Annotated in this window: 27 protein-coding genes; 14 read left to right on the top strand and 13 right to left on the bottom strand. The window is 42.3% G+C overall.

Features of this window, described 5'->3' with window-relative positions:
• Window positions 1-23 precede the first annotated feature (23 nt).
• A complete protein-coding gene (locus J7384_RS04160; RefSeq protein WP_209111613.1) occupies window positions 24-1,397 on the bottom strand; it encodes an EAL domain-containing protein in 1,374 nt (457 codons plus the stop codon).
• Window positions 1,398-1,403: 6 nt separating this feature from the next.
• The gene (locus tag J7384_RS04155) at window positions 1,404-2,051 is read right to left on the bottom strand and encodes a PAS domain-containing protein (protein ID WP_209111612.1); all 648 of its coding nucleotides are present in this window, start codon (window positions 2,049-2,051) and stop codon (window positions 1,404-1,406) included.
• Between the two features lie 256 nt (window positions 2,052-2,307).
• On the opposite strand from J7384_RS04155, the gene J7384_RS04150 reads away from it, so the two are divergent.
• Entirely contained in the window at window positions 2,308-2,763 is a 456-nt protein-coding gene (locus J7384_RS04150; RefSeq protein WP_209111611.1) for a phosphate-starvation-inducible PsiE family protein, read from the top strand.
• Window positions 2,764-2,779: 16 nt separating this feature from the next.
• On the opposite strand, the gene J7384_RS04145 is transcribed toward J7384_RS04150, so the two are convergent.
• Window positions 2,780-4,723, bottom strand: a complete 1,944-nt coding sequence (locus J7384_RS04145) for an EAL domain-containing protein (RefSeq protein ID WP_209111610.1) — start codon at window positions 4,721-4,723, stop codon at window positions 2,780-2,782.
• A 378-nt stretch (window positions 4,724-5,101) separates the two neighbouring features.
• Here J7384_RS04145 and J7384_RS04140 point away from each other — a divergent pair, with 378 nt between their 5' ends.
• Together J7384_RS04140 and J7384_RS04135 are read left to right on the top strand one after the other, a co-directional pair.
• The gene (locus J7384_RS04140) at window positions 5,102-5,644 is read left to right on the top strand and encodes a DinB family protein (protein ID WP_209111609.1); all 543 of its coding nucleotides are present in this window, start codon (window positions 5,102-5,104) and stop codon (window positions 5,642-5,644) included.
• A 12-nt stretch (window positions 5,645-5,656) separates the two neighbouring features.
• Window positions 5,657-6,394 carry an NRDE family protein gene (locus tag J7384_RS04135; protein ID WP_209111608.1) on the top strand — a complete coding sequence of 246 codons (738 nt, stop codon included), beginning with the start codon at window positions 5,657-5,659 and terminating at the stop codon, window positions 6,392-6,394.
• Window positions 6,395-6,467: 73 nt separating this feature from the next.
• Here J7384_RS04135 and J7384_RS04130 read toward each other — a convergent pair whose 3' ends face one another.
• Window positions 6,468-8,285, bottom strand: coding sequence for a GNAT family N-acyltransferase (locus J7384_RS04130; RefSeq protein ID WP_209111607.1), 1,818 nt, complete (start codon window positions 8,283-8,285; stop codon window positions 6,468-6,470).
• A 113-nt stretch (window positions 8,286-8,398) separates the two neighbouring features.
• Entirely contained in the window at window positions 8,399-8,752 is a 354-nt protein-coding gene (locus tag J7384_RS19270; RefSeq protein WP_247741614.1) for a metalloregulator ArsR/SmtB family transcription factor, read from the bottom strand.
• 228 nt (window positions 8,753-8,980) lie between these two features.
• Here J7384_RS19270 and J7384_RS04120 point away from each other — a divergent pair, with 228 nt between their 5' ends.
• The 3 genes from J7384_RS04120 (at window position 8,981) to J7384_RS04110 (ending at window position 10,851) form a co-directional block, all read left to right on the top strand.
• Window positions 8,981-9,490 carry a rhodanese-like domain-containing protein gene (locus J7384_RS04120; RefSeq protein WP_209111606.1) on the top strand — a complete coding sequence of 170 codons (510 nt, stop codon included), beginning with the start codon at window positions 8,981-8,983 and terminating at the stop codon, window positions 9,488-9,490.
• 25 nt (window positions 9,491-9,515) lie between these two features.
• Window positions 9,516-10,070 (top strand): protein tyrosine phosphatase family protein, encoded by a 555-nt coding sequence (locus J7384_RS04115; protein WP_209111605.1) that lies wholly within the window; start codon window positions 9,516-9,518, stop codon window positions 10,068-10,070.
• Window positions 10,071-10,200: 130 nt separating this feature from the next.
• On the top strand, window positions 10,201-10,851 hold the full coding sequence (locus J7384_RS04110; RefSeq protein ID WP_209111604.1) for a lysoplasmalogenase: 651 nt from the start codon (window positions 10,201-10,203) through the stop codon (window positions 10,849-10,851).
• Between the two features lie 23 nt (window positions 10,852-10,874).
• Here the strand turns inward: J7384_RS04110 and J7384_RS04105 are convergent, their stop codons facing one another.
• Window positions 10,875-11,366 carry an acyl-CoA thioesterase gene (locus J7384_RS04105; protein ID WP_209111603.1) on the bottom strand — a complete coding sequence of 164 codons (492 nt, stop codon included), beginning with the start codon at window positions 11,364-11,366 and terminating at the stop codon, window positions 10,875-10,877.
• A gap of 272 nt (window positions 11,367-11,638) precedes the next feature.
• Here J7384_RS04105 and J7384_RS04100 point away from each other — a divergent pair, with 272 nt between their 5' ends.
• From J7384_RS04100 to J7384_RS04090, 3 genes are all read left to right on the top strand, one after another.
• On the top strand, window positions 11,639-12,259 hold the full coding sequence (locus tag J7384_RS04100) for a 1-acylglycerol-3-phosphate O-acyltransferase (RefSeq protein WP_247741613.1): 621 nt from the start codon (window positions 11,639-11,641) through the stop codon (window positions 12,257-12,259).
• A 26-nt stretch (window positions 12,260-12,285) separates the two neighbouring features.
• A complete protein-coding gene (gene rraB, locus J7384_RS04095; protein WP_209111601.1) occupies window positions 12,286-12,636 on the top strand; it encodes a ribonuclease E inhibitor RraB in 351 nt (116 codons plus the stop codon).
• A gap of 98 nt (window positions 12,637-12,734) precedes the next feature.
• Window positions 12,735-12,899 (top strand): hypothetical protein, encoded by a 165-nt coding sequence (locus J7384_RS04090; protein ID WP_209111600.1) that lies wholly within the window; start codon window positions 12,735-12,737, stop codon window positions 12,897-12,899.
• A 105-nt stretch (window positions 12,900-13,004) separates the two neighbouring features.
• Here J7384_RS04090 and J7384_RS04085 read toward each other — a convergent pair whose 3' ends face one another.
• The 3 genes from J7384_RS04085 to J7384_RS04075 are packed head-to-tail and all read right to left on the bottom strand — an operon-like array spanning window position 13,005 to window position 16,011.
• Window positions 13,005-14,015 (bottom strand): cytochrome d ubiquinol oxidase subunit II, encoded by a 1,011-nt coding sequence (locus J7384_RS04085; RefSeq protein WP_209111599.1) that lies wholly within the window; start codon window positions 14,013-14,015, stop codon window positions 13,005-13,007.
• Window positions 14,008-15,423 carry a cytochrome ubiquinol oxidase subunit I gene (locus tag J7384_RS04080; RefSeq protein ID WP_209111598.1) on the bottom strand — a complete coding sequence of 472 codons (1,416 nt, stop codon included), beginning with the start codon at window positions 15,421-15,423 and terminating at the stop codon, window positions 14,008-14,010. Before J7384_RS04080 ends, J7384_RS04085 begins: the two co-directional genes overlap by 8 nt.
• A 54-nt stretch (window positions 15,424-15,477) precedes the next feature.
• A complete protein-coding gene (locus tag J7384_RS04075; protein ID WP_209111597.1) occupies window positions 15,478-16,011 on the bottom strand; it encodes a GbsR/MarR family transcriptional regulator in 534 nt (177 codons plus the stop codon).
• Between the two features lie 223 nt (window positions 16,012-16,234).
• On the opposite strand from J7384_RS04075, the gene J7384_RS04070 reads away from it, so the two are divergent.
• Window positions 16,235-16,561, top strand: a complete 327-nt coding sequence (locus J7384_RS04070; RefSeq protein WP_209111596.1) for a hypothetical protein — start codon at window positions 16,235-16,237, stop codon at window positions 16,559-16,561.
• Window positions 16,562-16,589: 28 nt separating this feature from the next.
• On the opposite strand, the gene J7384_RS04065 is transcribed toward J7384_RS04070, so the two are convergent.
• The gene (locus J7384_RS04065) at window positions 16,590-17,204 is read right to left on the bottom strand and encodes a TetR/AcrR family transcriptional regulator (protein ID WP_209111595.1); all 615 of its coding nucleotides are present in this window, start codon (window positions 17,202-17,204) and stop codon (window positions 16,590-16,592) included.
• Between the two features lie 190 nt (window positions 17,205-17,394).
• On the opposite strand from J7384_RS04065, the gene J7384_RS04060 reads away from it, so the two are divergent.
• The 4 genes from J7384_RS04060 to J7384_RS04045 all read left to right on the top strand — a co-directional run bounded on the left by J7384_RS04060 (window position 17,395) and on the right by J7384_RS04045 (window position 23,612).
• Window positions 17,395-18,513 carry an MBL fold metallo-hydrolase gene (locus J7384_RS04060; RefSeq protein ID WP_209111594.1) on the top strand — a complete coding sequence of 373 codons (1,119 nt, stop codon included), beginning with the start codon at window positions 17,395-17,397 and terminating at the stop codon, window positions 18,511-18,513.
• Between the two features lie 55 nt (window positions 18,514-18,568).
• A complete protein-coding gene (locus J7384_RS04055) occupies window positions 18,569-19,819 on the top strand; it encodes an efflux RND transporter periplasmic adaptor subunit (RefSeq protein ID WP_209111593.1) in 1,251 nt (416 codons plus the stop codon).
• A gap of 12 nt (window positions 19,820-19,831) precedes the next feature.
• Window positions 19,832-22,999, top strand: coding sequence for a multidrug efflux RND transporter permease subunit (locus J7384_RS04050; protein ID WP_247741640.1), 3,168 nt, complete (start codon window positions 19,832-19,834; stop codon window positions 22,997-22,999).
• 391 nt (window positions 23,000-23,390) lie between these two features.
• The gene (locus J7384_RS04045; RefSeq protein ID WP_209111591.1) at window positions 23,391-23,612 is read left to right on the top strand and encodes a TIGR02922 family protein; all 222 of its coding nucleotides are present in this window, start codon (window positions 23,391-23,393) and stop codon (window positions 23,610-23,612) included.
• Between the two features lie 90 nt (window positions 23,613-23,702).
• Here the strand turns inward: J7384_RS04045 and ccmE are convergent, their stop codons facing one another.
• The 3 genes from ccmE to J7384_RS04030 are packed head-to-tail and all read right to left on the bottom strand — an operon-like array spanning window position 23,703 to window position 25,268.
• Window positions 23,703-24,200 (bottom strand): cytochrome c maturation protein CcmE, encoded by a 498-nt coding sequence (gene ccmE / locus J7384_RS04040; RefSeq protein WP_209111590.1) that lies wholly within the window; start codon window positions 24,198-24,200, stop codon window positions 23,703-23,705.
• Window positions 24,184-24,510: a heme exporter protein CcmD gene (gene ccmD / locus J7384_RS04035; RefSeq protein ID WP_209111589.1), complete on the bottom strand. Its 327-nt coding sequence runs from the start codon at window positions 24,508-24,510 to the stop codon at window positions 24,184-24,186. The genes ccmE and ccmD overlap by 17 nt, the downstream gene beginning before the upstream one ends.
• Window positions 24,510-25,268, bottom strand: coding sequence for a heme ABC transporter permease (locus J7384_RS04030; RefSeq protein WP_209111588.1), 759 nt, complete (start codon window positions 25,266-25,268; stop codon window positions 24,510-24,512). Before J7384_RS04030 ends, ccmD begins: the two co-directional genes overlap by 1 nt.
• Window position 25,269 lies beyond the last annotated feature (1 nt).

The following is a 25,269-nucleotide window of genomic DNA, read 5'->3' as shown; positions in this document are numbered from 1 at the left end:
CATGATTGGTGCCTAGTTAACAGTTAAATTTTTAATACTAGATTAGCTAGGTTGCACGTTTGTTGATAGTAGGACAATGGTTGAGGTCTTGCTAAACCATAGCCTTGCATGAGCTCTATACCGATTTCTTGAAGTATTTTGGCTTGTTGTAGGGTTTCGACACCTTCAACAATAGTGTTAAAGCCAAGAGATTGTATTAAGTGTTGGATACCAATTAGCATGGTGGAATCACACTCAATTTTGTTGGTGAAGGAACGATCTATTTTGATGTACTTAGCTGGGATTTGATCTAAGTAAGCTAACGATGAGAAGCCGGTGCCGAAATCATCGATACTCAGCGCTATGCCTTGCTGGTTAAACTGCTGAGCCATATTATTTTCATGACTCAAATTTGCGAGTAAGGCACTTTCGGTGAGCTCAATATTAATCGACGATATATTTTGTTGATTCACTGCGAGTTGTTGAACAATAAAGTCGATAGAGGCTGAATTTGCTAAAAAGTGACTCGAAACGTTAATCGCTACTTTTATCTGGTTGCCAAAAACCTTTTGAAAGTCTTTAATGTCAGCAATTGCGGTTGCAATAACCCATTGTTCAAGTGCGACAATAACGCCAATTTCTTCAGCAACTTTTATACACTCATCAGCAGGCACAGGACCAATTTCAGAGTTGTGCCAGCGCAGCAGCGCTTCAAGTGAATCAACTGTATTGGTCTTGGTGTTAATAATGGGCTGGTAGTGCAGACTAAACTCGTTGTTATCAAGCGCTTTATACAAGTATTGCGCGAGCATACTATGGCGCTGTAAGGTATTTTCCATCCCTGAAATATAATTTACCCAGCGGTGTTTACCCTGCTTTTTAGCAAGGTACATGGCGGCGTCAGCTTTGAGAATAAGTTCGTTGAAGTCATTGCCATCTGCAGGGTAATTGGCAATGCCGACACTGGCTGATATTTTTATTGGCCTTCCTTCATTGTCTAAAAATGGTTCGTTCATGACCTGAAATAACAAATTAGCGGTTGCTTCGATACTCGTTGTCAGCTTGTCTTCATCAACCAGCCAGATAAATTCATCACCGCCGAATCGACAAGCAAGGCCGTGTTTGAGTTCTGAGCCAGTTAACTTAGCGGCTAAATGTTGAAGCACTTGGTCGCCAACGGCGTGACCAAGAGAATCGTTAATGAGTTTAAAACCGTCTAGATCGAGGTAGAAGATAACAAAACTATCTTTTTGGCCGACGGCGTTATTTAAGCCCCTACGATTGAGTAAGCCAGTTAACGGATCGGTAATGACATCTTTTTCGAGCGCTAACTCTTTGCGTTTACGCTCGTCGATATTGAACTGTTGCACCAATAAGGTTGTGTCAATGTTGTCTTGCTCGCTATAGCTAACAATCAATCGATGCTACAATATTTGTTGGTTGACGAATATTTGAATGTCATCTTCAAAACGGCCTGTGTGGTCGATAATGTTGCGCACTTTTTGGTAGTCTTGCTTTGAAACAAACAGTGATTCGAGATGCTGGTAATCTGGGCTTTGCGTTTCTAAAAATGGTGGGTTACCCGAAATAAAGCTGCCGTCTAAGTGGTAGGTTGACAGAGTAATAACAGAACTAGCATTTTTGTTGTTGTCGATAAGATCAACGGTAATCGCTTCTGTCAGTAACCCGATGCGACCATCGGGCAGCAGGTAACCGGACATTTGGCAATAAACTTCTTTGAGGATTCCTTTGGGGGAATAACGCCAAACGCGAGAGAGCGACTTACCGGTTTTAAATATTTGCTGATAATCAATTAAGGTTTGTTGAACAGCATCTGACGAACCGGGTTTAAAGTCTCTACTGACTAGCTCGGCTAAATCTTCACTTTCCCACAACGACAATGCTGCCTTATTGGCCCAAATAATGTGATAGTTCTCAATGTCGTAGAGCCAGACGGCACTGACTAGGCAATCTAAAAAGTGATATTGCTCGGCTGCTATCGCATTGCGGACAGATTGTTCTTTAGATAGGGGTATATCGTGCGTTGCTGTTTTTGTACTTGTCTCTGTCAACGTACACATTCCTCTATGATTATCTGACGGGAAAACTTGAAACTATCCTAATTAGTTTAGGCCAACGATTTATTTTTCATCACAATACCGTTATACGCCACGTTAAATTTATAAGATCTTGTCTTTGCTTTGTCCAATTTATTATTAAATAAGGCAAAAGTCTTTGACCTAGACTAACTTTATCTACGTGAATCTATTTTATAAAACGCTAAACCCTGTGTGATTTTTATCGCGATGGTTACGAGGATTTAGTCCGATGGAAAAAGAAATTAGCAGAGTACTAACTATTACCAGAACGCTGAAAAAGTGGATGACAGTTTTCGTTTTATTCTTAACGTCGATAATTGTTTTCGCTTCAGTTATTGAGCTTGCTATTGTGTTGTTTGAAGAAATTACAGACTCAACAGATAGCGTACTGTTTCTCGAAATTAACGAGTTGTTTAGAATATTTGGTTTTGTTTTTATTATTTTGATTGGTTTTGAGCTGCATGAATCAATTGAAATGTATTTTAAGAAAAACGTGATTCACGCCGAAGTGGTCTTGTTGATTGCTGTTATTGCCGTTGCTCGCAAAGTCATTTTACTCGACTTAGAAAAGTACGACCCGATGGCGATTGTTGGCTTAGGCTTTATCATTGTTGCATTAGGCGCTTGTTACTTTTTGATCAAACGGGCGAGCGCGATAGTGCGAACTTCACAAAATGACCAATAGTATCGCTATGTTCGGTTTAGGCGCTTTTAGTCTGTTGCAATGACGGAAAGGCATGTACTTTGTTGTATTCAAGCTCTTCTGCCGGCACAGGTCGACCTAAATAGTAGCCTTGGGCATAGTCACAGTTAACACCAGTGACAAACTCAAGACATGCTGCCGATTCTAAGCCTTCGGCAATGACCTTTAATTTTAAACCGTGCGCCATGGTGACAATAGAAGACACTATATTGGTTTTGTTTTCATTACTGTGCATGGTTAAGAATGACCTATCTATTTTTAGAACGTCAAACGGCAAACTGTGTAAGTAAGACAGTGATGAGTGGCCGGTGCCAAAATCGTCTAGCGATAGGTGGACGCCCATTTTGTGAAGATAGCTAAATAGGGCGAGAGTAGCAGGGTCTTGATGAACTTTGAGATTTTCAGTTATTTCTATATGTAAAGCACTGGCTGGAATACCGTTGTCGTGCAATGCCATGCGAACGGTGTCGAGAAAGTGTTTTGACCTCAATTGTAACGGCGAAACATTAACTGAAATAAAAAAGTCTGGACAGCTTTCAATCCAATTTTTAGCGGTTTGACAAGCTTGATGTAAAATCCAATCGCCCAACTCAACAATTAGACCAGTTTCTTCGGCGAGCGGAATAAAATCAGCCGGCGATACGACGCCAATGTCCGGATGTTGCCACCTTACCAAGGCTTCAGCACCTTGTGTTTTCATGGTCTTTAAGTCGACAATCGGTTGGTAGTGCAGTACGAATTGTTTTTCATTGATCGCTTGGTACAAGTGTTGCTCAAGTTTGAGCTTTTTATCTACTGATGCGGTTAACTCTTTTGCGTAAAAGTCGTATTTATTACGACCGTTTTCTTTCGCATGATACATCGCCAAATCAGCATATTTTTGTAAGTCATCAGCACTTTGTGCATCTTCAGGGTACGTTGCGATCCCTATACTAACCGTGGCGTATACGGTATGGCCCGCGATAACACACGGTTGCTCAAGTTGTTTGATAATTTTGTTGGCGACAATCGCAGCTTGATGAGCGCTTTTTATTCCCGGCAAAAGTATATTAAATTCGTCACCACCAATGCGCGCGAGCGTGTCTGAACTTCGAATACTGTCGTTTAATCGTTGGCCGACATTTCGAATTAATTCGTCTCCCGCTTGGTGTCCAAGTGAGTCGTTGACGTTTTTAAAGCGGTCTAAGTCGATGAAGAGCAGGGCTAGCTTAGCATTTTTATCAGTGGCTAATTGCAGGGATTGTTTGAGTTCTTTGTTAAACAGATTTCTGTTTGGCAGGCCGGTTAAACTATCGTAGTGAGCGAGCTTTTTATTTTTCTGTTCACTGTGCTCTAGCGCTTCGGTCGTTTCTACCATAGTTTTTGCCGTTGAGCTAATCGCTTTTGAAGCATAGGTGACAAAGAACACCATAAATAAGCTGACCGCACCAAATGAAACAATGGATGAGGTCACGATAAACTCGACAGTCGCTGTTATTGGTTCTTCAAATTGAGCTGAATTTTGTGTGAAAACCGCCGAAGCTTTGTAGAGTTCGTCGTATAGCTGTTGTGCGGAAAATGCACCGTTTTGATATTCATCTATTATGGTTAGTACTTGATCTGCTGTCGCCAGGTCGGCGTGACATAGAGCGATGGCATTATCTGTTTTTATTAAGGCCATGACTGTGCGGTCAAAGCTTGTAATTAATGCTAAACAGTCAGCTGGCTGTTGGCGAATATTGAGCACAGTTTCTCGAATGTCATCAATATTAAAATCGAGCGTCGATGAGTGGTTGGCGAGTCGGCTTTTTAGTTCAACGACGTATTTGAGATGCAGCGAATTGAGTTGATGAAAGCGAGCACCTTTACTGACTTGCATCAGTGCGACGTAGAGTAAAATGACAAACAGCACAATAATGATCATGATGCGGGTCAAATACTTGTGAATAGCGTTATCTTGCAAGTTCCATCTCCGATAATTTCATTGTACTGGTATTTACTTAACTGATTAGTAAGATTTATGTGCTTGTCAAATTTCGTCAAAGACACGTAAACCATTGATACTATAGTTTGGTTTTATTTGTAAAGCACAAATGACTTCGCAGTAAGTATTTTTAATACTGACATTATAAGTGTGGGCTATGTTGTTCAGCTCCTTTGTCTAATCATAAATAACTATATGATTAGTTGAAAAATTTGCAAATTATCAAGCGCAATTTTTTCTTTTAAGCAACAAAATTGTGCAATATGGGCTGATTGGGCTAGGCGATATAAAAACTGTGATATTTATCAAGAAAATTTATCTTTTTAACATGAAAGAAATATTTTTGTGTTAAGGTCTATGAAAGGACACATTTTTACTGAGGTTATTGAGGTAGTGCAGCGCGATTACATAGCAACGTTACAACAAGGTATCGATTTTTTGTCAAAATTGAGCCAGGCACAGTATGTTGCGGTTCCAGAAGGGTTAATTAGTGCAATTGGTGGTCATGTTCGACATATCATTGATCATTTTGTTGCTTTAGAGTTTGCCAGTGAAAGCCTGGTAGTAGATTACGAGTTACGCCAACGCAATAGTGTTGTTGAACGCGATATAAAAGAAGCATTGATGCGCTTAGAAAGCTTGAAAGTTTGGTTGGCGGCAGTGCCTGACGAAACTTTTGAGAAAACGGTAACGGTTCACTCTAACGTTGGTATTGGCACTGACAATGTGATGACTGTGACTAGTACTTTTGGGCGTGAAGTAATGTTTGCTTGTAGCCACGCGATTCATCATTATGCGACGATGAAAATGATTCACCAAGGTTTAGGCGGAGAGTCGTCTGAGCAGTTTGGTTTAGCGCCGTCGACGGCGAGCTACTTGCGCCAACAAGACAACGCTTAGTTATCACTCATTGTGTGTACTTTAACATGGCGACTGGAGCCTAACGGCTACCAGCTCTTTTTTAATCGCGATGAACAGCGCTCTCGTCAATTAGCCATTCCTGCAGCTTTTGATCAAGCATTAGAGGCTGCTTTACCAATAGACCCTCAAGGTGGCGGTACTTGGATAGCGCTTGCTCAAACAGGTGCGAGCTTGTGTTTGTTAAACAATTATCAAGCGCAAGTGTTACATACACCAGAAAATCCGATTAGTCGTGGACAAATTATTGTCAGTTTATTGAAAAAACTGACAAGTGAATCAGCAATAACAATTGATGAGTTGGTTGCTGAATTACCACTGCAGCGTTTTGCGCCATTTGTTTTGTGTTATTTTCCCGACGATCTCAGTGAAACGAATGGCAATGTCATGCAATTTGATTGGGACGGAGAAAATTTTACTAAAAGTATTGCCGTAAGCCCAATGACGTCTTCGGGCTTTAATTTTCCTGAAGTCAGTGCCGCGAGATATCGTACTTTCGAGGAGTTGTCGCCAAAAACCACCAATGACTTCATCGCTTATCACGCCAGTCATTTGCCAGAGCGAAGCGCTTATTCAGTGTGTATGCATCGAGAAGATGCTTGTTCGGTGAGTTTTTGCCACTTAGCGGTCAATAGAACGTTAAATGAGCATCAACAGCAGTTCAATTATTATCAGGGCAGTCCTTGTCATAGTTTAACTTCACCAGAATGCCAAACTAAAGTCAGCTTTTAGTTTTCCGGTTTAACGTTTTAATAAAATAAGAGGTTTCTCCTTGTGGTGAAACCTCTTATTTTTTGTCTCTGTTTTACTGTCCGTTGTAATCAAGGTAGTCACGATAGTTTTTGCCTAAATATAGTTTAAGCAGTTTTTCTGCAGTATTGGGTAAGTGAACACTCAATAACAAACCCGGAGTATTGGCAAAGTTGGGGTCAATAGCAACACAGTGGAAATTGGCGCCGAGTTGATGGTATTGCTTTACTAATACTGGCACGCCTTTGCCATCGGGTTCAATTTGGCTGATCAGCCAGTCTAAAACATCAATATCACTGCCGTATTGTGCTAAATAGTTACTTAATTCTGGCGGGACAGGGTGTGCAAATGCTTTTTTAGCTGAGACCGCGACTCGGTTTTCGGCTTTTACCATAAACTGTTCAATCAGCATTACGCTCAACGGTTGGTATTGTGTGCTCAACGACACTGTACCATACAAGGTGCGGTAGCGAGGGAATTGCTTAACAAATGCGCCAATGCCTTTAAACAAGAGTAATAAGCCATGGAAGCTTTTTTGCTGTTCGGCGATTAAGAATGAACGACCCATTTCCAAGCAAGGTGCTTGCTGATTAACAAAGTCAGTATCGAAATTAAACATATTGGTTAGGTAAATACCGCTTTGACCTGACTGTTCAAGCAAGTTATCGGTTTGACCCATGCGATATGCGCCGACAATTTTTTCGGCGTCGTGATCGTAAATAAACAAGTGGGTATAGGTGTCGTCGAAATCATCGCCGTCTTTTGGCGTACCGCTGCCTTCATCAACCAGACGGAAGTTTTCTTCCCGCAAGCGTCTAATTTCTTCAATCACATTGGGTGCTTGCGAGCGCATTGCAAAGTAGACACTGAGGTTCTTGTAGCTGCTGAGCTTTTGCGAACTTGCTAGTTGCTCAATTTCCTCGGTGAGTATTGTTGCTTCAATTGATGGTGCCAACGGCTGCATTACTGGGTTAACGCGTTCAGACCATTGGGTTTTTAGTTCAGGTGCTTGTAAATAGGTAAGCAAGCGAGACAGGTCGGTAATCTGTTGGTCTGATTTATTGGTTAGGGCTTTATGAGTCATAGTACTAATAGGTTTGCCGATGCTAATGGGAATTTGCTTGCCTTTGCTGTTGATCATTTCTCGAATCAACATCAATAAGCGAAAACGATAGTAAACAAGGCCAAGTTGATAAAAAATATCGCGATTTTGGCCAGAAATATGGACTGGGACAATAGGGCACTGCACTTTTTTCGCTAACATTGCCACCATGCGGTGCCACTTATGATCGGTGACTGGGCTCTCTTTATCTGCAGGGTAGCTGACGCGACCTGCAGGGAACAAGACCAATAAGCCGCCTTTTTTGAGATGTTTTAAACAAGCCTTTAACGATTGGCTATTGCCATCGGCATTGGTTTTTAGCGGGTTAGTAAAAATAAAAAACGGTGCGAGACCGGGAAATATTGACAGGCCGCGGTTCGCCATAATCTGAACATCAGGGCGTAACTTGTTCAAAACGTTAGCTAACGCGACACCTTCAACACCACCAAAAGGGTGGTTGGCAACAACAATGGCAGCTCCTGATTTTGGTATCAGAGCAAGCTCCGCGTCTGATGTTTTTAGCTCTAGTTCAAATGCTTCGAGAAATCGCTCGGTGAATGGTCCCTTTTCTAGTCCGTGAAATTGATGTTTACGGTACAGTTTATCGAGCTGTTTAAGCCCCGTTACCCGATCAATAACAGGCGCTAACCAATGGACAGCCCTCAGTAAGCCTTGTTTTGGCGTCACGTTTTTTATTGATAGGCCCGTGTTGTTTGCGGTAGCGCTCTTGATTTTTTCTGCGGCAGGTTTATTTGCCATATCGTTGGACATGAAATTGTGTGTTCTTTTTACTGGTGGTTAAAACTATCAATGAGTTTTAACTCAATGCCTATCTCGATGCAAGAGAACTTGGTTTTTATACTTTTCGTTCACTGAACGAGAAATTATTGATCAGCAGCTGAGCAAAATTCTCGATACAAGGTTTCAAGTAGTACTTTGATACTTGGCTCGGTAACACAGTAATAAATGGTTTGCGATGCTCTTCTGGTCGAAACAATACCGTGCTCTCGAAGCTTAGCCAAATGCTGCGAAAGCGCCGATTGAGATAAATCAATTTGTTGATTGAGTTGGCTAACGGACAGCTCTTGTTGGGCAAGTGCACATAAAATCATCAAGCGATTGGGGTTGGCAATTTGTTTTAAAATCTCGGCAACGCGATGAGCATTTTCGCTTAATTGTTCTGGACTAAGAGTATTCACTGTGCGGCTTAATCGATAAGTTAGGAATAGTAATGCCAAGTTTATACTTGCAATATAAATTAGTAAAACCTAATATACTTAATATTAGGGTTTGCTAATTTAGTGTTTTCTGATGTTTGTGGTAGCAGCTGTGTTTATCCTATTAATTAGAGCAGTTGTGACCAAAATATATAAACAGAGACCAAGACTACAAGGTGCAAGTTTACGGTCTCAGTTTTAAGGCCTAGAGCCTAAACTATTTAATGAGTAATAAAAGCGGAGTGTAATGTGAGTGCGACAAGAGTTTTTCGTTTAATTATTGGCTGTTTGGTTCTGTTATCGATAACGCTAACATTATTACACAGCCAGTTATGGCTTTGGTTGGCCGGGTTTGTTGGCTTTGCACTAGTGTTATCTGCCATCGTTGATTTATGCCCTATGCTTGGTTTGTTAAACAAGCTCGGCTTTAGTGACGACAATCCGAGCTTTCAGTCCATTGACGCTGAGCAAGCAAAGATTTTAGCAGCACAAGGGGCAGTTGTTATTGACGTTAGAGAACCGAAAGAATTTAGTACTCTTGCGGCACTAACAACCATTAATATTCCTAAAGGCGACTTGACTCAACAAGATAAGCGACTGCCTGAGGATAAAGCGTTACCCGTTATCACCCACTGTGCCAAAGGTTTACGCGCTCGTGTTGCAGCGCAGAGTTTAGTTGCTTTAGGCTATCAAAATGTTTATGCGATCCGTTGTGATTTAAACCAGGTTTGTCAGGTCTTTGGTAAACGAACTCAATAAATTATTTAGATAAAGAGAAACTTATATGAACGCTTTGATTCGTTTTAACCATAAGACTAGTCGCAAATTAGCTTATCTATTTAGTGCATTTTTATTTGCGGTAACCACTAACTTGGCTATTGCTAGCAATGAGCTAGACTTGTCAGAACTGTCTATGTACAACGCGAAAGCGTTTGATCAACAAATTATTACTGGTGGTCAACCAATGATTAGCGATTTTAAAAAACTTGCTGATAACGACGTTAAGTTAGTTATTAACCTTCGAGGCGAGGGTGAATTCGAAGGTTTTGATGAGCAGCAGGTGGTTGAAGGTTTAGGTATTAAGTACGTTCATATTCCGGTTAGCGGCGGCGCTGGTATTAGTCTTGAAAATGCCAATAAGTTAGCAGCGGCGCTGGCTGAACAAGACGGTAAAGTGGTTTTACACTGTGCCAGTGGTAATCGAGTTGGCGCTTTGTTAGCAATTAATGCGTTTCAACAAGGCAAGGTAACTGAACAAGAAGCGATAGCACTTGGTCAAAAAGCGGGCTTGTCAAGCTTGGAAGAAAAAACGCGTGCCGTTATTGGTGATTTAAAATAATGATTGCTGGCGCTATTTGTTCTAGTTTTTAAATTACAATAATTGTTCATTTGTGCAATAAGCTTGATTGGCTACATTTGCTGTGATTAGATGATGAAATGATATTATCTACTCTTGTTTAGGTGAGTGTGTGAAGTCAATAAATCCGGCGCACGGGGCCGCAGTATTTTGGTTACTTGCGGTTGGCTATTTACTCAGTTTGACCATTGAGCCTTATAGTCTGCAATTTGTTTTTAAAGCATTACCCGTTTTGTTTTTACTGTTGTTTTATCGGTGGCAAAATACTGGAAAGCTTCATTTATCAATCGTTGGTGCGCTAGTCTTTTCAGCGCTTGGTGATGTGCTACTGGCCCTTAATTTTGAGCATAGTTTTGTTTTTGGCTTAGGGGCCTTTTTAATTGCCCAAATCTGCTATCAAAGCTTGTTTTGGCGCTTGTTCAATTGGTCGTGGTCTAAAGTTATTGTCGCTGTGTCAATTATAGTTGGTGCCGCATTCGTGTATTGGCTACTGATGCCTAATCTGGCTGAATTGCGTTGGCCGGTACTGATTTACATTATGGTACTGACGGCAATGGCGTTAAGTGCTTGTTTTGCTGGTAAACAAATCGGGCTAGTTGGCTATGGAGCGTTAAGCTTTTTGGTGTCGGATAGCTTGATTGCTTGGGATAAATTTATAGCCCCAATTGAGCAACAGGCTCTTATTATAATGACTACCTACTACATTGCTCAGTATTTGCTTGTACAGGGGGCTATTAAATTAACGATAACGAAACCGTCTTGATAATACTTTATTGCAAAGCAAGACTACTTCCAACCAAGTAGTGTTTCAAAATCTAAATCGAGCTTTTTCGCGAACTCTTTGCCATTAATTGCCACTTGTTCTAGTTGTTTGTCTTCACCAGACTCAGCAATATATTGATCAACTCTCGTTGGCTTGCCATTTTCGTCAACCGCCATAAAGGTAATGAAACAGCGATTGCACACTTGTCGTTCTTGTTCTTTTGGGTCACCAGCCCGCACTACTACGTATATATGCATACTTGTATTGCCGGTGTGAACTATTCTCGCCTCAACACTGATGAGTTGGCCTACTAATATTGGCTTGATAAACCGAATAGCATTGGCGGAAACTGTTACACAGTAATGTTTGCTCCATTGTGCGGCACAAGCATAAGACGCTTGATCTATCCATTTCATGACAATACCACCGTGGACTTTTCCACCAAAATTGACATCGGTCGGTTCTGCTAAAAAGCGAAACTCGACAATATTTCTCGGCTGGTTTTTATAAGACATCGGCGTTCCTGTCGTGTAAATTTTCTCTTATCTATTGCTCTAACTATAGTCAATGCTGAGTAAAAAACCGCCGATAAAGATCCACAACAAAACCACATATTGTGTATAATACGCGGCTATTTTTAACCTTGTTTTAATTGGAAACAACATTGTTAGCAGTTATTCGTGTCATTCTAGTTGTATTGTATTTGGTCTTTTTGTCGGTTTTTGCCTGTATTTATTGTTTATTTAGACCGTTTAAACCAAATAATGTCCATATATTCGGAGTGAGGTTGTCACAGGCATCTAAGCTGTTGGGTTTAGAAATAGAGCTTCGTGTGCCAGATGAAATTCGCAAGTTAGGCCCAGTGGTTTATATTGCTAATCATCAAAATACTTATGATTTATTTACTGTCAGCCGTGCTGTTTTGCCTAGAACTGTCAGTGTTGGTAAAAAAAGCCTGAAGTGGATCCCATTTTTTGGCCAAATGTATTGGTTAACCGGCAATATTTTAATTGACCGGAATAACAAGAATAAGGCAATGGGAACAATCGCGGCAACGGCAGAAAAAATAAAGCAAAAAGGCCTATCAGTATGGTTGTTTCCAGAAGGCACACGCAGCAACGGTAAAGGATTGTTGCCATACAAAACTGGCGCCTTTCGCACAGCTATGCAAGCTGAGGTACCAATAGTGCCTATCTGTATCAGCAATTTACACGGAAAAGTAAAATTGAACCGCTGGAACAATGGTAAAATCATTATTGAGTTCTTGCCACCGATTGCTGTACCGCAAGGTGGTCGAGAGCAAATTCGCGAGATTACCGATCAAACCTATCAAATTATGTCGGAGAAAATTAATCAGATTAGTGAAGAATCTGGTTCTCCATATCCTGAATACAAGCCCAAGTCTTAGTATTTGAAATGAGTGAGTTGAGACAAATGACAAACGAAGAATTACAAGAATGGATGGATTACAGCAATACCTTAGTGGATGAATTGCTTGCTGATGGCACTAACGATGAGGCTTACCATGTTATTGAACATCACTTTTCTTGCCAAGATTTTGATGTCTTAGAAAAGGCAGCGGTTATCGCCTTTAAAATGGGTTATGAAGTAGAAGAACCAGAAGAGGCAGAATTAGAAACGGGCGAAAAAGTATTTGCCTTTGATATTGTCACTGACCAGCTATTAGATAAAGATGTTATTTTTGACGAAGTAAAAGTGATGTTTGAATTAGCCAGCCGCACAAAAATAGATTACGATGGATGGGGAACATATTTTGAAGAATAACGGTCATATTCTTCAGAACGAATAATTTGCTACCAATGCCGGGTAAAATAATCCCGGTATCACCAGTTGCAAACAGATCGAGTAACAAGGAGTACTACATGGATTGGTTGAAGGAGTTATTGGACCCTGCAACGTTATCATTACTAATACCGATATTTGCTATTGTTGGCGCATTTGCTATTGCAGCATTACGCGCTCACCATAAGCATCTCGAGCGATTAGAAAAAATTAAACAAGGCTTTTTTCACATTGATGAAAACTAGTTTTGGTTATTTACTTATCACGCTAAGCAAGCCTGTGAACTGATAAAAAAAGCCAGTGCAGATTTAAAAGATCGACGCTGGCTTTTTAGTTTCTGTTAGTGTGAACTAATAATCGAGTTTAGTGGCTTTACCCCAAAATACTTTATACGAGAACGCGGTGTAAGCCAAAATAGTTGGCAATACAATGGCAGCACCGTAAAAGATAAACATCAACGACTCTCTTGCACTCGCCGCCTGCCAAATGGTGAGCTGATTCAACACTACGTAGGGGAAGTAGCTATAGGCAAGTCCTAAAAAGCACAACACAAAAATCAGACAGGTACTTGCAAAAGGCCACCAACAACCATAGTCATTTTCAACTGGTACTGCGCGTAAATACTTAATACAAGTAAAAAACAAAAATGCCAGCAGTAGTGGAATAGGGGCGAGCACCAACACTTGCGGTACACCTAGCCACTTTTGAAAAATTTCGGGGCTAAGTAATACGTTGGTGATTGAAATAGCAATAATACCAATCACGGTGAGCCAAGCGCTGTTACTACACCATTTGGCCGCTTTTTGTTGTAACTGCCCGGTGGTTTTCATCACTAACCAAGCACTGCCAATAAAACAATAACCCGCGGTAACGCAGACGGCACTTAACACAGCAAAAAGGTAGCTGGTCACGCCCGTCTCAAAACCCAACACGTAGCGTCCGAGCATATAGCCTTGCATCAAGGTAGCGAGTAAACTGCCCGCTTTGAATGCCAAATCCCAAGTGCGTTTGTTCTTACTAGCCGCTTTAGTTCTAAAGTCAAAGGCTACACCACGTAGGATTAGGCCTGCGAGCATAATGGCGACAGGCAGATAGAGTGCCTGTAGAACAATAGAATGAGCTTCAGGGAAGGCGATCAACAATAAACCAACTGCCAGTACCAACCAAGTTTCGTTGGCATCCCAAAACGGGCCAATCGAGTAAATCATCATATCTCGCTGGCTTTGAATATCGCCATCGGACTCTGTTGGCAGTAACACGCCAACCCCTAGGTCATAGCCATCTAAAATTGCATAAATAAGGAACGATAAACTCATTAAGCCGATAAAAACAACGGGTAACCAATCTACCTGATCAAACATTAGTCGTTGCTCCTGTGTTAGTCATGTTGTCTGAAAGTTGATGTTCAGGATGATTAGCTGAGTTTTCTTGAACATCGTCGGCTTCTAACGCTATCGCGCGATGTGCCATAACAAATAGTGTTTTGATGTAGGCAACAATAAGTACGGCGTAAAGCACTAAATAGATAGTGAGTGAAATGCCTATGTGTTCGGCAGGTGTTTTTGTCACGGCATCTGCAGTTTTAAGAATGCCTGTTACTAGATAGGGCTGACGGCCAATTTCGGTAACATACCAGCCAGCCAGCGTTGCCACCCAGCCGGAAAAAGTCATTAATACAGTTGTTTTTAACAACCAAGTAGGCCAAGATATTTTTCTAATTTGGTAGTAGCAGTTAGCGGCCGCAACCAGCAACATCAAAACGCCCGTGCCAATCATGATACGGAAGCTATAAAATACTGGGGCTACTGGCGGGTGCTCGCCAACAAACTCGTTCAACCCTTTTATTTCACCAGAAAAGCTATGAGTTAAGATAAAACTCGCCATACTTGGTATCTCAAGCGCATATTGATTGGTCTGAGCTTGCTCATCTACAACAGCAAATAATAGCAATGGTACATGACTGTCGGTTTGCCAAACGCCTTCCATTGCTGCTATTTTTGCCGGCTGATGTTCAAGCGTGTTCAAGCCGTGAAGGTCGCCGACAAACATTTGCAATGGCATTAAGAATACCGCAACTGTCGTTGCCACCGTTAAACTCTTCGCGGCGTTGGGTTTTGGATCGCGCTTTAAAATGCGATAGGCGCTGATACCTGCGATAAAAAATGCCGCGGTTAAGCCAGAAGCCAGCAACATGTGCGCGACTCGATAAGGCATTGACGGATTGAAGATTATTTGACACCAATCGGCCGCGTAAACAACACCGTCGCGAATCTCGTAACCCGCAGGAGTTTGCATCCAAGAGTCGAGTGCTAAAATCCAAAATGCAGATAAACTGGTACCTATTGCTACCAAGGCTGTTGCGATTAAGTGGACGCGCTCAGATACTCGGCCAGCACCAAATAACATTACCGATAAAAAGGTGGCTTCGAGGAAGAAAGCCGTCAATACTTCATAACCCAGTAACGGCCCCGCGATATTACCAACAGTTTCCATATAACCTGGCCAATTGGTACCAAACTGAAAACTCATGGTAATGCCACTTACCACACCTAACGCGAATGTCAGTGCGAAAATACGCACCCAAAATCGATAGACTTTTAACCAGCTGCTGTCTCGGGTCTGCAAGTAGCGAACTTTAAAAAACAGCAAAAACCAGCACAAGGCGATATTGATGGTTGGAAACAGGATATGAAAGCTAATATTGGCAGCGAACTGAATTCGCGACAGCATTAGCGAGCTTGCGAGTGGGTCGATGGCTTGTTCAATCATGATAACCTCGTTTTGAGCATGATGGCGATAGCAAATCAGTGATAAGGATCGCGACTATTTAAGTAATTTATCTTTGAATTCCAGCACTTTGTGTAGACTTGAGCCCAGTTTTAGCAAAGTTGCTGCTTTTTCGCTTGGCATATGCTGTATTTGGTCACTCCACAGCGTAACCAGCTCTATTAAGTCGTGCATTTGTTGCACCCGTTGTTGAGCGTATTGATCTTCAGTGCTGTTAGGGTGTTCAAGTAATACATCCCGCAAGGCAGTTAACGTAGGGTCAACTTCTCGCTTACGGCGTTCGATCATTAAATTTCGAGCGATCTCCCAGACATCGGCTGGCGCACTAAAATATTCTTTGCGATCTCCAGGGATATGGTTGAGTTTGATCAGATTCCACGCCTTTAATTCTTTTAAGCCCATACTGACATTTGAGCGAGAAATGTTGAGCTGTTCGCTAATTTGGTCAGCATTTAGTGGCTGTTCGGTGAGCACGATTAACGCGTACATTTGGCCTAAGGTTCGATTGAGCCCCCAACGGGAACCCATTTCGCCAAAGTGCATAACAAGTGAATTAATAATGGGTGTCATAATGCTAATTTCTATTATTTTTGAATTTTCAGTAATTTCTGAAAATTGTAAACCTAATTTGATCTAAGTCAAGAAAAGATCGAATTGTTTGATCTGTGTGACTAACCGTGAGTTTGTTCAAATTTGTTGACGGCGCCAACAAAATCGATTGAACAAGCCAATTAGCTTGGCGTCAAACGCTTGAAGTATTAAGATAGAATGACTTTGGCATTCAAGGAATATTATGAATAAGGTTCTAATTTTAATCACTTTTTTGTTTTCGACTAGCGTCTTGGCAAATGAGTATAGTTATCCAGATATCGCCAAGCGATTTGGCAATAGTGCCTTGACTGACCAGCAAGTGGTGAAATTAAAAATGGAAGGCGAGTGCTTGGTTGGTTTAAAAAAGCTGAATTTTAAGAAGCAGCGTGAGTTTGATCCCGTGGCTGAATGGACCAACTATCGTTCAATTTCCTTGCTTGAACAATTTTCACCATGCCAAGTATTGGTGATTATGGAAACTGCCCAGAAAAAATTACGAGCAAGCCAGCAAAAACCAACAGATAATTAGCTCGCTATGGTTTGAACAACTGCTAACCTCAAGAGCGGCTTTGGTATCTTGCCAAAAACATAATCACGGTATCTTCTGCAATTTGCTTTTGTTGTTCAGACGATGGAAAAGCTTGGTTCATTAGCAGTTGCGGCCAAAAAGCAGTTGCTTTAATCAAGCCCATGAACTGATGACCGGCGTAGTCGGGGTCAACTTGTTGTATCCGGCCATCTTCAATTGCCGCTTTAATCCAAACGGTGAAACTGTTTTCTTGATGGTCAAATTGCTCGAGAGTTTGCGCTGCTAATTCTGGCGATCGAATAAATTCACCTAAAATAATTCGATTTAGATTGCGAAACTTGTCTGATTGCAACAGCTCTAGTTCTTTGGTGGCAATTTCCATCAGTTGTTGTTCTAGCGTTAAACCTGGTTGATATACGACATTGGCAGCTTCACTAAACGAGTCGCACAGTTGTTTTACGATTGCTTGAAACAAGGCTTCTTTACTTGGAAAGTGGTTATACACTGTTCGCTTTGATACTTCAGCGCGTTTGGCAATGGCGTCCATACTGACTCCTGCATAACCTTTTTCATTAAATTCATCTTGGGCTGCATTAAGAATTGCTAAGCGTTTACGCTCGGATAAAGTCAGTGTTTTTTTCATGGTGAAATCTTTATTGAACAAATTGACAAATAATATTTTACACTGAGTAGTTTACTTTTCAATGTAAATAAGTAAACTACTCAGTGTATTTTATCTTGCTATCGTCTCATCCATTATAAACCATGACATACAGTAAACGTATAGTAAGCGCGAGTAGCATGTAAGAGTAGGTAGAGTAGGTAATTTTAAGATGAATAAGTGGAGTAAAATGCTACTAGTTGTTGGTATTCTTGTCGCAATTGTCGTGTTAGTTGCTTGCAGCGCTAGTGGTAAAGTCCATTATCAAGCTTCACCACAGTACGACGGCAAAAAATTTGTCAATCCTGCCGGTAGTTTTGAAATTGGCGCTGGCGGTTATATTAGCTTGATCAAAGAATATTTGTTGGAAAAACGCGTTGCGCCAGCGCCAGAACAAGCAGTACCACTAAAACAGTTGTCAAAAACTGAACTTATTGAAGACAATCGAGTTGGCACGGCAATATATCGTTTAGGCCACTCGAGTTTATTGTTGGCCGTTGATGGTGAATTTTGGTTAATTGATCCGGTATTTTCTGAGCGCGTATCACCAGTGTCTTGGGCTGGACCAAAGCGTTTTCATCCAACGCCGATTGGTTTATCTGAATTACCACCAATTAAAGGTGTGGTTATTTCTCACGACCACTACGATCACTTAGATAAATCGACGATTTCAGCACTTGCTGAACAAGTAGAGCATTTTGTTGTACCACTTGGTATTGGCAGTTATTTGCAAAAGTGGAATGTCAGCCCGCAAAAAATTCAGGAATTAGACTGGTGGCAGTCATTCGAGTTACCAAAACTCACGCTAACGGCAACGCCATCGCAACACTTTTCTGGCCGAGGGTTAACTGATCGCGACCAAACACTATGGGCGTCTTGGGTGATTAAAACAGCTCAGCAAAATATCTATTTTAGTGGTGATACGGGCTATTTTGATGGCTTTAAAACCATAGGTGAGCGCCTTGGACCGTTTGATTTAGCTATTTTGGAAAATGGCGCCTACAACAAACTTTGGCCAAGTATTCATATGCAACCCAATGATACTATGCAAGCTTTCCTAGATTTGGGCGCAAAAGCATTAATGCCAGTGCACAATTCTACCTTTGATTTAGCACTTCATCCTTGGTTTGAGCCATTGGAGCGTATTCAAGCGTTGGCGGTTACTCACAATGCAAACGTGGTGACCCCGATTATTGGCCAGCAAGTAAAATTGCCCCTGCAACAAAGCTATGACTATTGGTGGCAACAGATGATAACCTATCGAGAGGTCAATGCTAAAGCAGACCACTAAGCGCAAAACTTATTAATTTATGGCCTTATCTGCATTGTTAGGTAAGGCTGCTATTATGTTTATAACAGAAAAATTTAGAGATATTGAAATGACATTTTTTACCACGAGTTCGGCCAAAAAAATATTTGTGCCGTTGGCAATTACTGGGATGTTGGCTAGCTTAAGTGGCTGTGAACAAGCTCCTGAACAGGCAGCAGCAGGCGGTATGCCACCTGCTGCAGTGTCGACAATGGCTGTGGTACCGCGCTCGGTACCCTTTAGTCTTGAATTGCCAGCGACACTTTCTGGCGCCAAAGAAGTTGAAATTCGTGCGCAAGTATCAGGTATTTTAGAAGCGAGGAATTTTAGCGAGGGCGACAAAGTTACGGCGGGCCAATCGCTGTTTAGTTTAGATGCAAAGCCTTATGCAGCAGAGGTTGCTCGTAGCGGTGCTGCATTGAATGCAGCGTTGGCTAGGCAGAAACAAGCAGAACGAGAAGTGAAGCGATTAAAGCCTTTACGGGCTAAAAACTCGGTATCACAGCGAGAGCTCGACAATGCCATTTCGAACGTTGAAGTCAGCGCTGCTGATGTTAAATCTGCACAAGCTGCGTTAGATCAAGCAGAGCTGCGTTTGGAGTACACTAAAGTAACGTCGCCTGTAACAGGTATTGTCGGTCGTGAATTAGTCTCAGAAGGTACTTACGTTTCAGGCCCTGAGTTGTTGTTAACGCAGTTAACTCAAATTGACCCTATCCGCGTTCGCTTTGGTTTGTCTGAACGAGAGCAATTACAAATGCGCCAAGACGCGTCGGCGGGCTTGTTAACGTTACCAGAAAGTGGCCACTGGCAAACTAAAGTGAAGTTGTTTGACGGTTCCCTACACCCAGAAATTGGTGAGGTTAACTTCAGTGATATCCGTATTAACAGCCAAACCGGTACTTCTGAATTGCAAGCTATTGTACCTAATTCAGACTTTAGCTTACGCCCAGGACAGTTTGTTCGTATCGTTCTAGAGGGCGCAGTACGCGAAAATGCCGTTGTAGTGCCTCAACGCGCTGTATTGGATAATGGTACTGGCAAGTTTGTCTACGTTTTAACTAAAAACGAGCAAGGTATGTCAGTTGCTATGCCGGCACCAATTACGGTTGGTGAATGGGTTAAAGATGACATCACGCCTAATGGTTGGGTTGTTCGCAGCGGTCTTAAGGCCGGCGACCAAGTGATTGTTGATGGTGTTGCGCGTATTTTCTTCCCGGGGATGCCTGTGCGTATCGTCGATGATGCGCCCGCTGCGAATACAGCAGCTGCAAATGCATCGAAATAAGAGAGGTCGTTGATGTTTTCTCGTTATTTTATTGATCGACCGATATTTGCTTTTGTTATTTCAATATTTATTGTTTTAGCAGGTTTGGCGGCAATGCGTGGTTTGCCGGTAGCTCAGTACCCTGAAATTTCGCCACCTGTTGTCCAAGTGACGGCCGTTTATCCAGGTGCATCCGCTGAGGTACTTGAACAAACAGTCGCGACCCCGTTAGAGAATGCGATTACTGGTGTTGAAGGCATGATGTATATGGCATCAACTTCTACTAGCACAGGTGTTAGTACAATCACGGTAACTTTTGAAATTGGTACTGATCCTGATCAAGCTTCCGTTGATGTTAACAACCGAGTAAAGCAAGTGGAAGCGCGTTTACCTGAAGAAACACGTCGTCAGGGCGTTGTGGTTACTAAAGGTTCGTCGAACTTCCTGCACGTTCATGCGTTCTACTCACCAGACGACAGCCGCGATTCACTGTGGACCTCTAACTATGTGACCCTAAATGTACTCGATCAAATAAAACGTATTCCGGGTACGACTAACGTGCAAATCTTCGGTGCGAAAGATTACGCCATGCGTATCTGGTTGCGACCTGATGTTATGAGTCAGCTAGGGGTCACTGTCGAAGAAATTACTGCCGCTGTTCGAGAGCAAAACTCGCAATATGCCGCGGGCCGCATTGGCGCAACGCCAACATCAGCAGACTCACAATCTTTAGTTTACAGTGTTAAGGTACAAGGGCGCTTATCTTCGGTTGAAGAATTTGAGAATATTATTATTCGCGCTAACAGCGATGGTAGTTCACTGCGCTTAAAAGATATTGCTCGTGTTGAGCTTGGTTCGAAAGACTATGACTTTGACGGTCGTATTAACGGCAAACAAGCGGTACTACTAGGGATTTTCTTGCAACCGGGCGCTAATGCTCTTGATGTTGCTGAAGAAGTAAACAACACCATTGCCCAGTTGAAAACGCGCTTTCCTGCGGGCTTAGAGCATACTTTGTCATACGATACTACGCGGTTTGTTAAAGTTTCTATTCGCGAGGTATTGAAGACACTTGGCGAAGCCATGTTGTTGGTATTCTTAGTGGTGTTCTTGTTCTTGCAAAACTGGCGAGCAACACTGATTCCAATCCTTGCGGTACCGGTTTCATTACTGGGTACTTTTGCCGGCTTGTATATGCTCGGTTACTCGATTAACACCTTAACGCTGTTCGGTATGGTGTTGTCGATAGGTATTGTGGTTGATGATGCCATTGTCGTGCTTGAGAATGTTGAACGCATCATGCATGAAGAAGGTATTGCAGTTCGCGATGCAGCGATAAAAGCGATGCAAGAAGTTAGTGGTCCAGTCGTTGCTATCGTGTTAGTACTGTGTTCCGTGTTCGTCCCTATTGCCTTTTTAGGTGGCTTAACCGGTGAGCTTTTCCGTCAGTTCGCGATCACTATTTCGATTTCAGTAAGTTTATCCGGTGTGGTTGCACTTACCATGACACCTGCACTTTGTGTGATGGTGCTGAAACACGAAGACAAAAAGGAAAACCGCTTTTTCAATTGGTTTAACCGGGTTTTTCAACAGATTACAGGGCGTTATGTCGCTGGTGTCAGCTTCTTTTTGCGTCGCGGTTTACTGGCGCTGTCATTAGTACTGGGGATGGTAGCTATTACTGCCAATATGTGGACTAAAACACCGGGTTCATTGGTACCAGAAGAAGACCAAGGTTTTTATATTAGCGCGGTATTTTTACCCGATGGTGCTTCACTAGAGCGTACCGCTAAAGTAGTAGAAGAAGTCGTTGCGGCAATTAAGTCTAATCCGGCTAATGAAAACGTGGTGTCATTCACGGGCTTTGACTTCCTTGGTGGGGGCTACAAAAACAGTGCCGCAACTATCTTTGTTACCCAAAAACACTGGGATGAGCGCGAGGTGAGTGTTCAGCAGCTAGTTGGTGAATTGTTTATGAAAACCGCCAATATTAGTGAAGCCTTAGTACTTGCCTTTAACCCACCGGCAGTGCCAGGACTGGGTAATACTGGTGGCTTTGAATTCTATATTCAAAACCGCGGCGACGGCGGCCCTGAAAAATTAAAACAGGCAATGCAAACCGTGATGGGAGCAGCACAGCAAAGCCCTATTTTAGCCGGTGTTCAAACCCTGTGGCGCTCTGATACTCCTCAGTTAAAAGTTGACATTGACCGCGAACAAGCGCGAGCGATGGGAGTGCCAATTAATCAAGCGTTTAATGCACTAGCAGGTACCTTAGGAAGCTATTACCTGAACGATTTCAATAAGTTTGGTCGCACTTGGCAAGTACTGATGTCAGCTGAACCAGAATTTAGGATGAAGCCTGAAGATATTGCTCGTATTTACGTTAAGAGTAATAGTGGTGAGATGGTACCTATTTCTGCCTTTGCCGATATTAGCTACATCAGTGGCCCAGACAGTTTAGATCGCTATAACAACTTGCCGGCAGTGAAACTTCTAGGCAATGCTGCACCGGGCTATAGCTCTGGCCAAGCGATTGCTGAAATTGAGCGCATTGCTAGTGAAGTTTTACCGCCAGATATGAGCTACGACTGGACGGGTACTGCTTTCCAAGAGAAGCGCAGTGCCGGTACTACAGGTTTGGCATTAGCAATGGCGGCAATTATGGTGTTTTTAATTCTTGCTGCCTTGTATGAGCGTTGGTCATTGCCGTTATCTGTATTATTAGCGTTGCCATTTGGTACCTTTGGCGCCTTGGTTTCAGTTTGGTTGATGGGCTTAACTAACGATGTTTACTTCCAAATTGGTTTGGTGACTTTACTTGGCCTTGCTAGTAAAAATGCGATTTTGATCGTTGAATATGCTTTGATGAAGGTGCAAGAAGGCTGGAGTACCGGTGCTGCGGCACTTGAAGCGGCTAGATTGCGTTTTCGCCCGATTATTATGACTTCATTGGCCTTCATTTTAGGCGTTGTACCACTAGCTATTAGTTCTGGCGCTGGTGCGGGTGCCCGTCACAGTGTTGGTACTGGTGTCATGGGTGGCATGATGGCGGCAACCTTCTTAGCTGTATTCTTTGTACCGTTGTTTTTCTTTTGGTTAACTGAACGAAAGGTTAGTGAAAAGCGAGGTAAACAAGCGTTGGCAGAAGAAGTAGAAAAGCATCATCAAGTTGAAAATGTTACCACCAGAGAGGCGTAACTTAAGTAAAGCTTCTCGCTAATATATTGATTTAAAGCAAATTAGCGAAAAATAGAGATTGCTTATTGAACACTTATTAGGCTAGTATCACAACTGTTACTAGCCTAACTTAGTTAATCAACACGGTATTTGTTAGATAAATTTAACAGTGTTATGCCTATCATCAGATGAAAATGGCTGATTATATGCATCGATTCAGAACAAAATGTTCTAATCCAAATTTACTGTTCGCCCATACTAAAAGAGGCGTAGTGAAAATATCTAATGAAGATCTAATGATAGTTTAAGCAAGTAATCAAAAATGGATTTTCCTTGTCAAAAAGCCACTTGTGCTTAACCGACTTGGTTGAATCATATTGACGTTTAATATGAGTATTTTTACGGGGTTTATATGCACACTGAACAGTATCGACAAGTCACAGTAATTTACTACTCTGACGACTCATTGCAGTTACAACATCACGTTGATAACTTTCCTGAAAATCAACACGGACGTGTTGTATTGCCAGAGGGCTTTAAGCAAGATAAGTCAATTATCGCTGTTTGTGATGGCGAAGTAGAAATTCTCAATCGCATTGGTGACCGAATTATTGGACATACTGATGTCGCTTAAATTCAAGCGATTATTGCCAATTTAATTGAGCAAACAGAACGATTACAAAAAAGGGTGCTGTTTAGCACCCTTTGTTTTATTAAAACGTATCTATTTTCCTGAGCCGTAACCGCCACCGCCGTGCTTTTCTTTGGCACTGTCAGCCAATTCTTTTGGCATATAGTTTTCATCGTGTTTTGCTAAAACTTCACTGGCGTTAATAATATTGCCATTGGTTAACGTACCGTTGGCGACAATGCCTTGTCCTTCGCGGAATAAATCCGGCAAAATGCCATCGTATTTGACCGTTACCGTCGGTTCGTCGTCGCTAAAACTTATGGGTGTTTTCATATCGGCAAGTTTAAAGCTTACTTTTAAGCTGTCGGCATCGCGCTCGATACTGCCGGGAACAACTAAGCCACCAATGCGCAGACGTTGGCCTACTTGAGCTTTTACGCCAGTGTCTTGTTTGCCGCTATGTACCTCAGACGGCATATAAAACAAATCTATATTTTGACTTAAGGCATAAAGCACTAGGCCGGCAACAATAGCAACACCGCTAATAACACTGGTAATGATGGTTAGGCGCTTTTTACGACGTGGATTCATCCGACACCTCTGAGTTAATATTCGCTGAATTTGATTGTGATTTTTCTATATTGTTATCTGCGTTATTTTGACTAACGCCTTTTTTATTATCTATGTTTTCTAATTTGTTCTTTGCCCGCTGGTCTCGTGCTTGGCGCAGTTTTTCATGGCGTTTTTGCTGCAGTGCAATCGCCTTTAAGGTTTGTTGATGTTGTTGTTTGCTGAGCCAGATTAAGCCTAACAACAATAAGGCACTCACGCCGAAGGACAGCCATACGTAAAAGGCGTAACCGCCCATGGCAAAGAATTCACTTAAGCTGTTAAATTGCATTATTTTGCCTCCTGACTTTCAGAAGCTTGCAGGGCGAGCGCTCTGACCCAAGGGCGCATTGCATTGCGCGCCAATACTTCAGTTCTAAAGCGCATACAGACAATGGCTGCGGTCATAAAAGCAAAACCAAACAAGCATAGCAAAAATGGCCAATACATCTCTGGCGCCATCGCTGGGCGGCCAAACTTAGTTACCGTCGCACCTTGGTGAAGCGTATTCCACCATTCTACTGAATAGTGAATAATTGGTACGTTAACCACGCCGACAATCGCTAAAATACCGGCGGCTTTACCTGCCAGAGCTTTGTCTTCAAAGGCATTGTGCAGGGCAATAACCCCTAAATAAAGAAACAACAGAATTAGCTCTGATGTTAATCTTGCATCCCAAATCCACCAAGTCCCCCACATAGGTTTGCCCCACGCAGCGCCAGTAAAAAGTGCGATTGCAGTGAAAACAGCACCAATTGGTGCCAATGCTGCGGTTGATGCGTCAGCTAATTTGAGTTGCCAAACCAAACCTGTAAAGGCAATGATTGCCATACTGGTATACAAGCCCATCGACAAAATTGCCGCAGGAACGTGAATATAAAAAATGCGAAAGCTATCGCCTTGTTGATAGTCGGCAGGAGCAAACGCCAATGCCCAAACTAAGCCGATGAGCAATAGCACAGCACTAAGGCCGGTAAACCAAGGTTGAAGGCGACCTGCAAGCTGATAAGAGGTTTCAGGGTTCGCGTATGGATGCAACCATTTCCACATG

It is taken from the genome of Endozoicomonas sp. G2_1, from assembly GCF_017744155.1.
Lineage (GTDB): Bacteria > Pseudomonadota > Gammaproteobacteria > Enterobacterales > Alteromonadaceae > JAGHQT01.
This window is presented reverse-complemented; position numbering and strand designations above follow the sequence as displayed.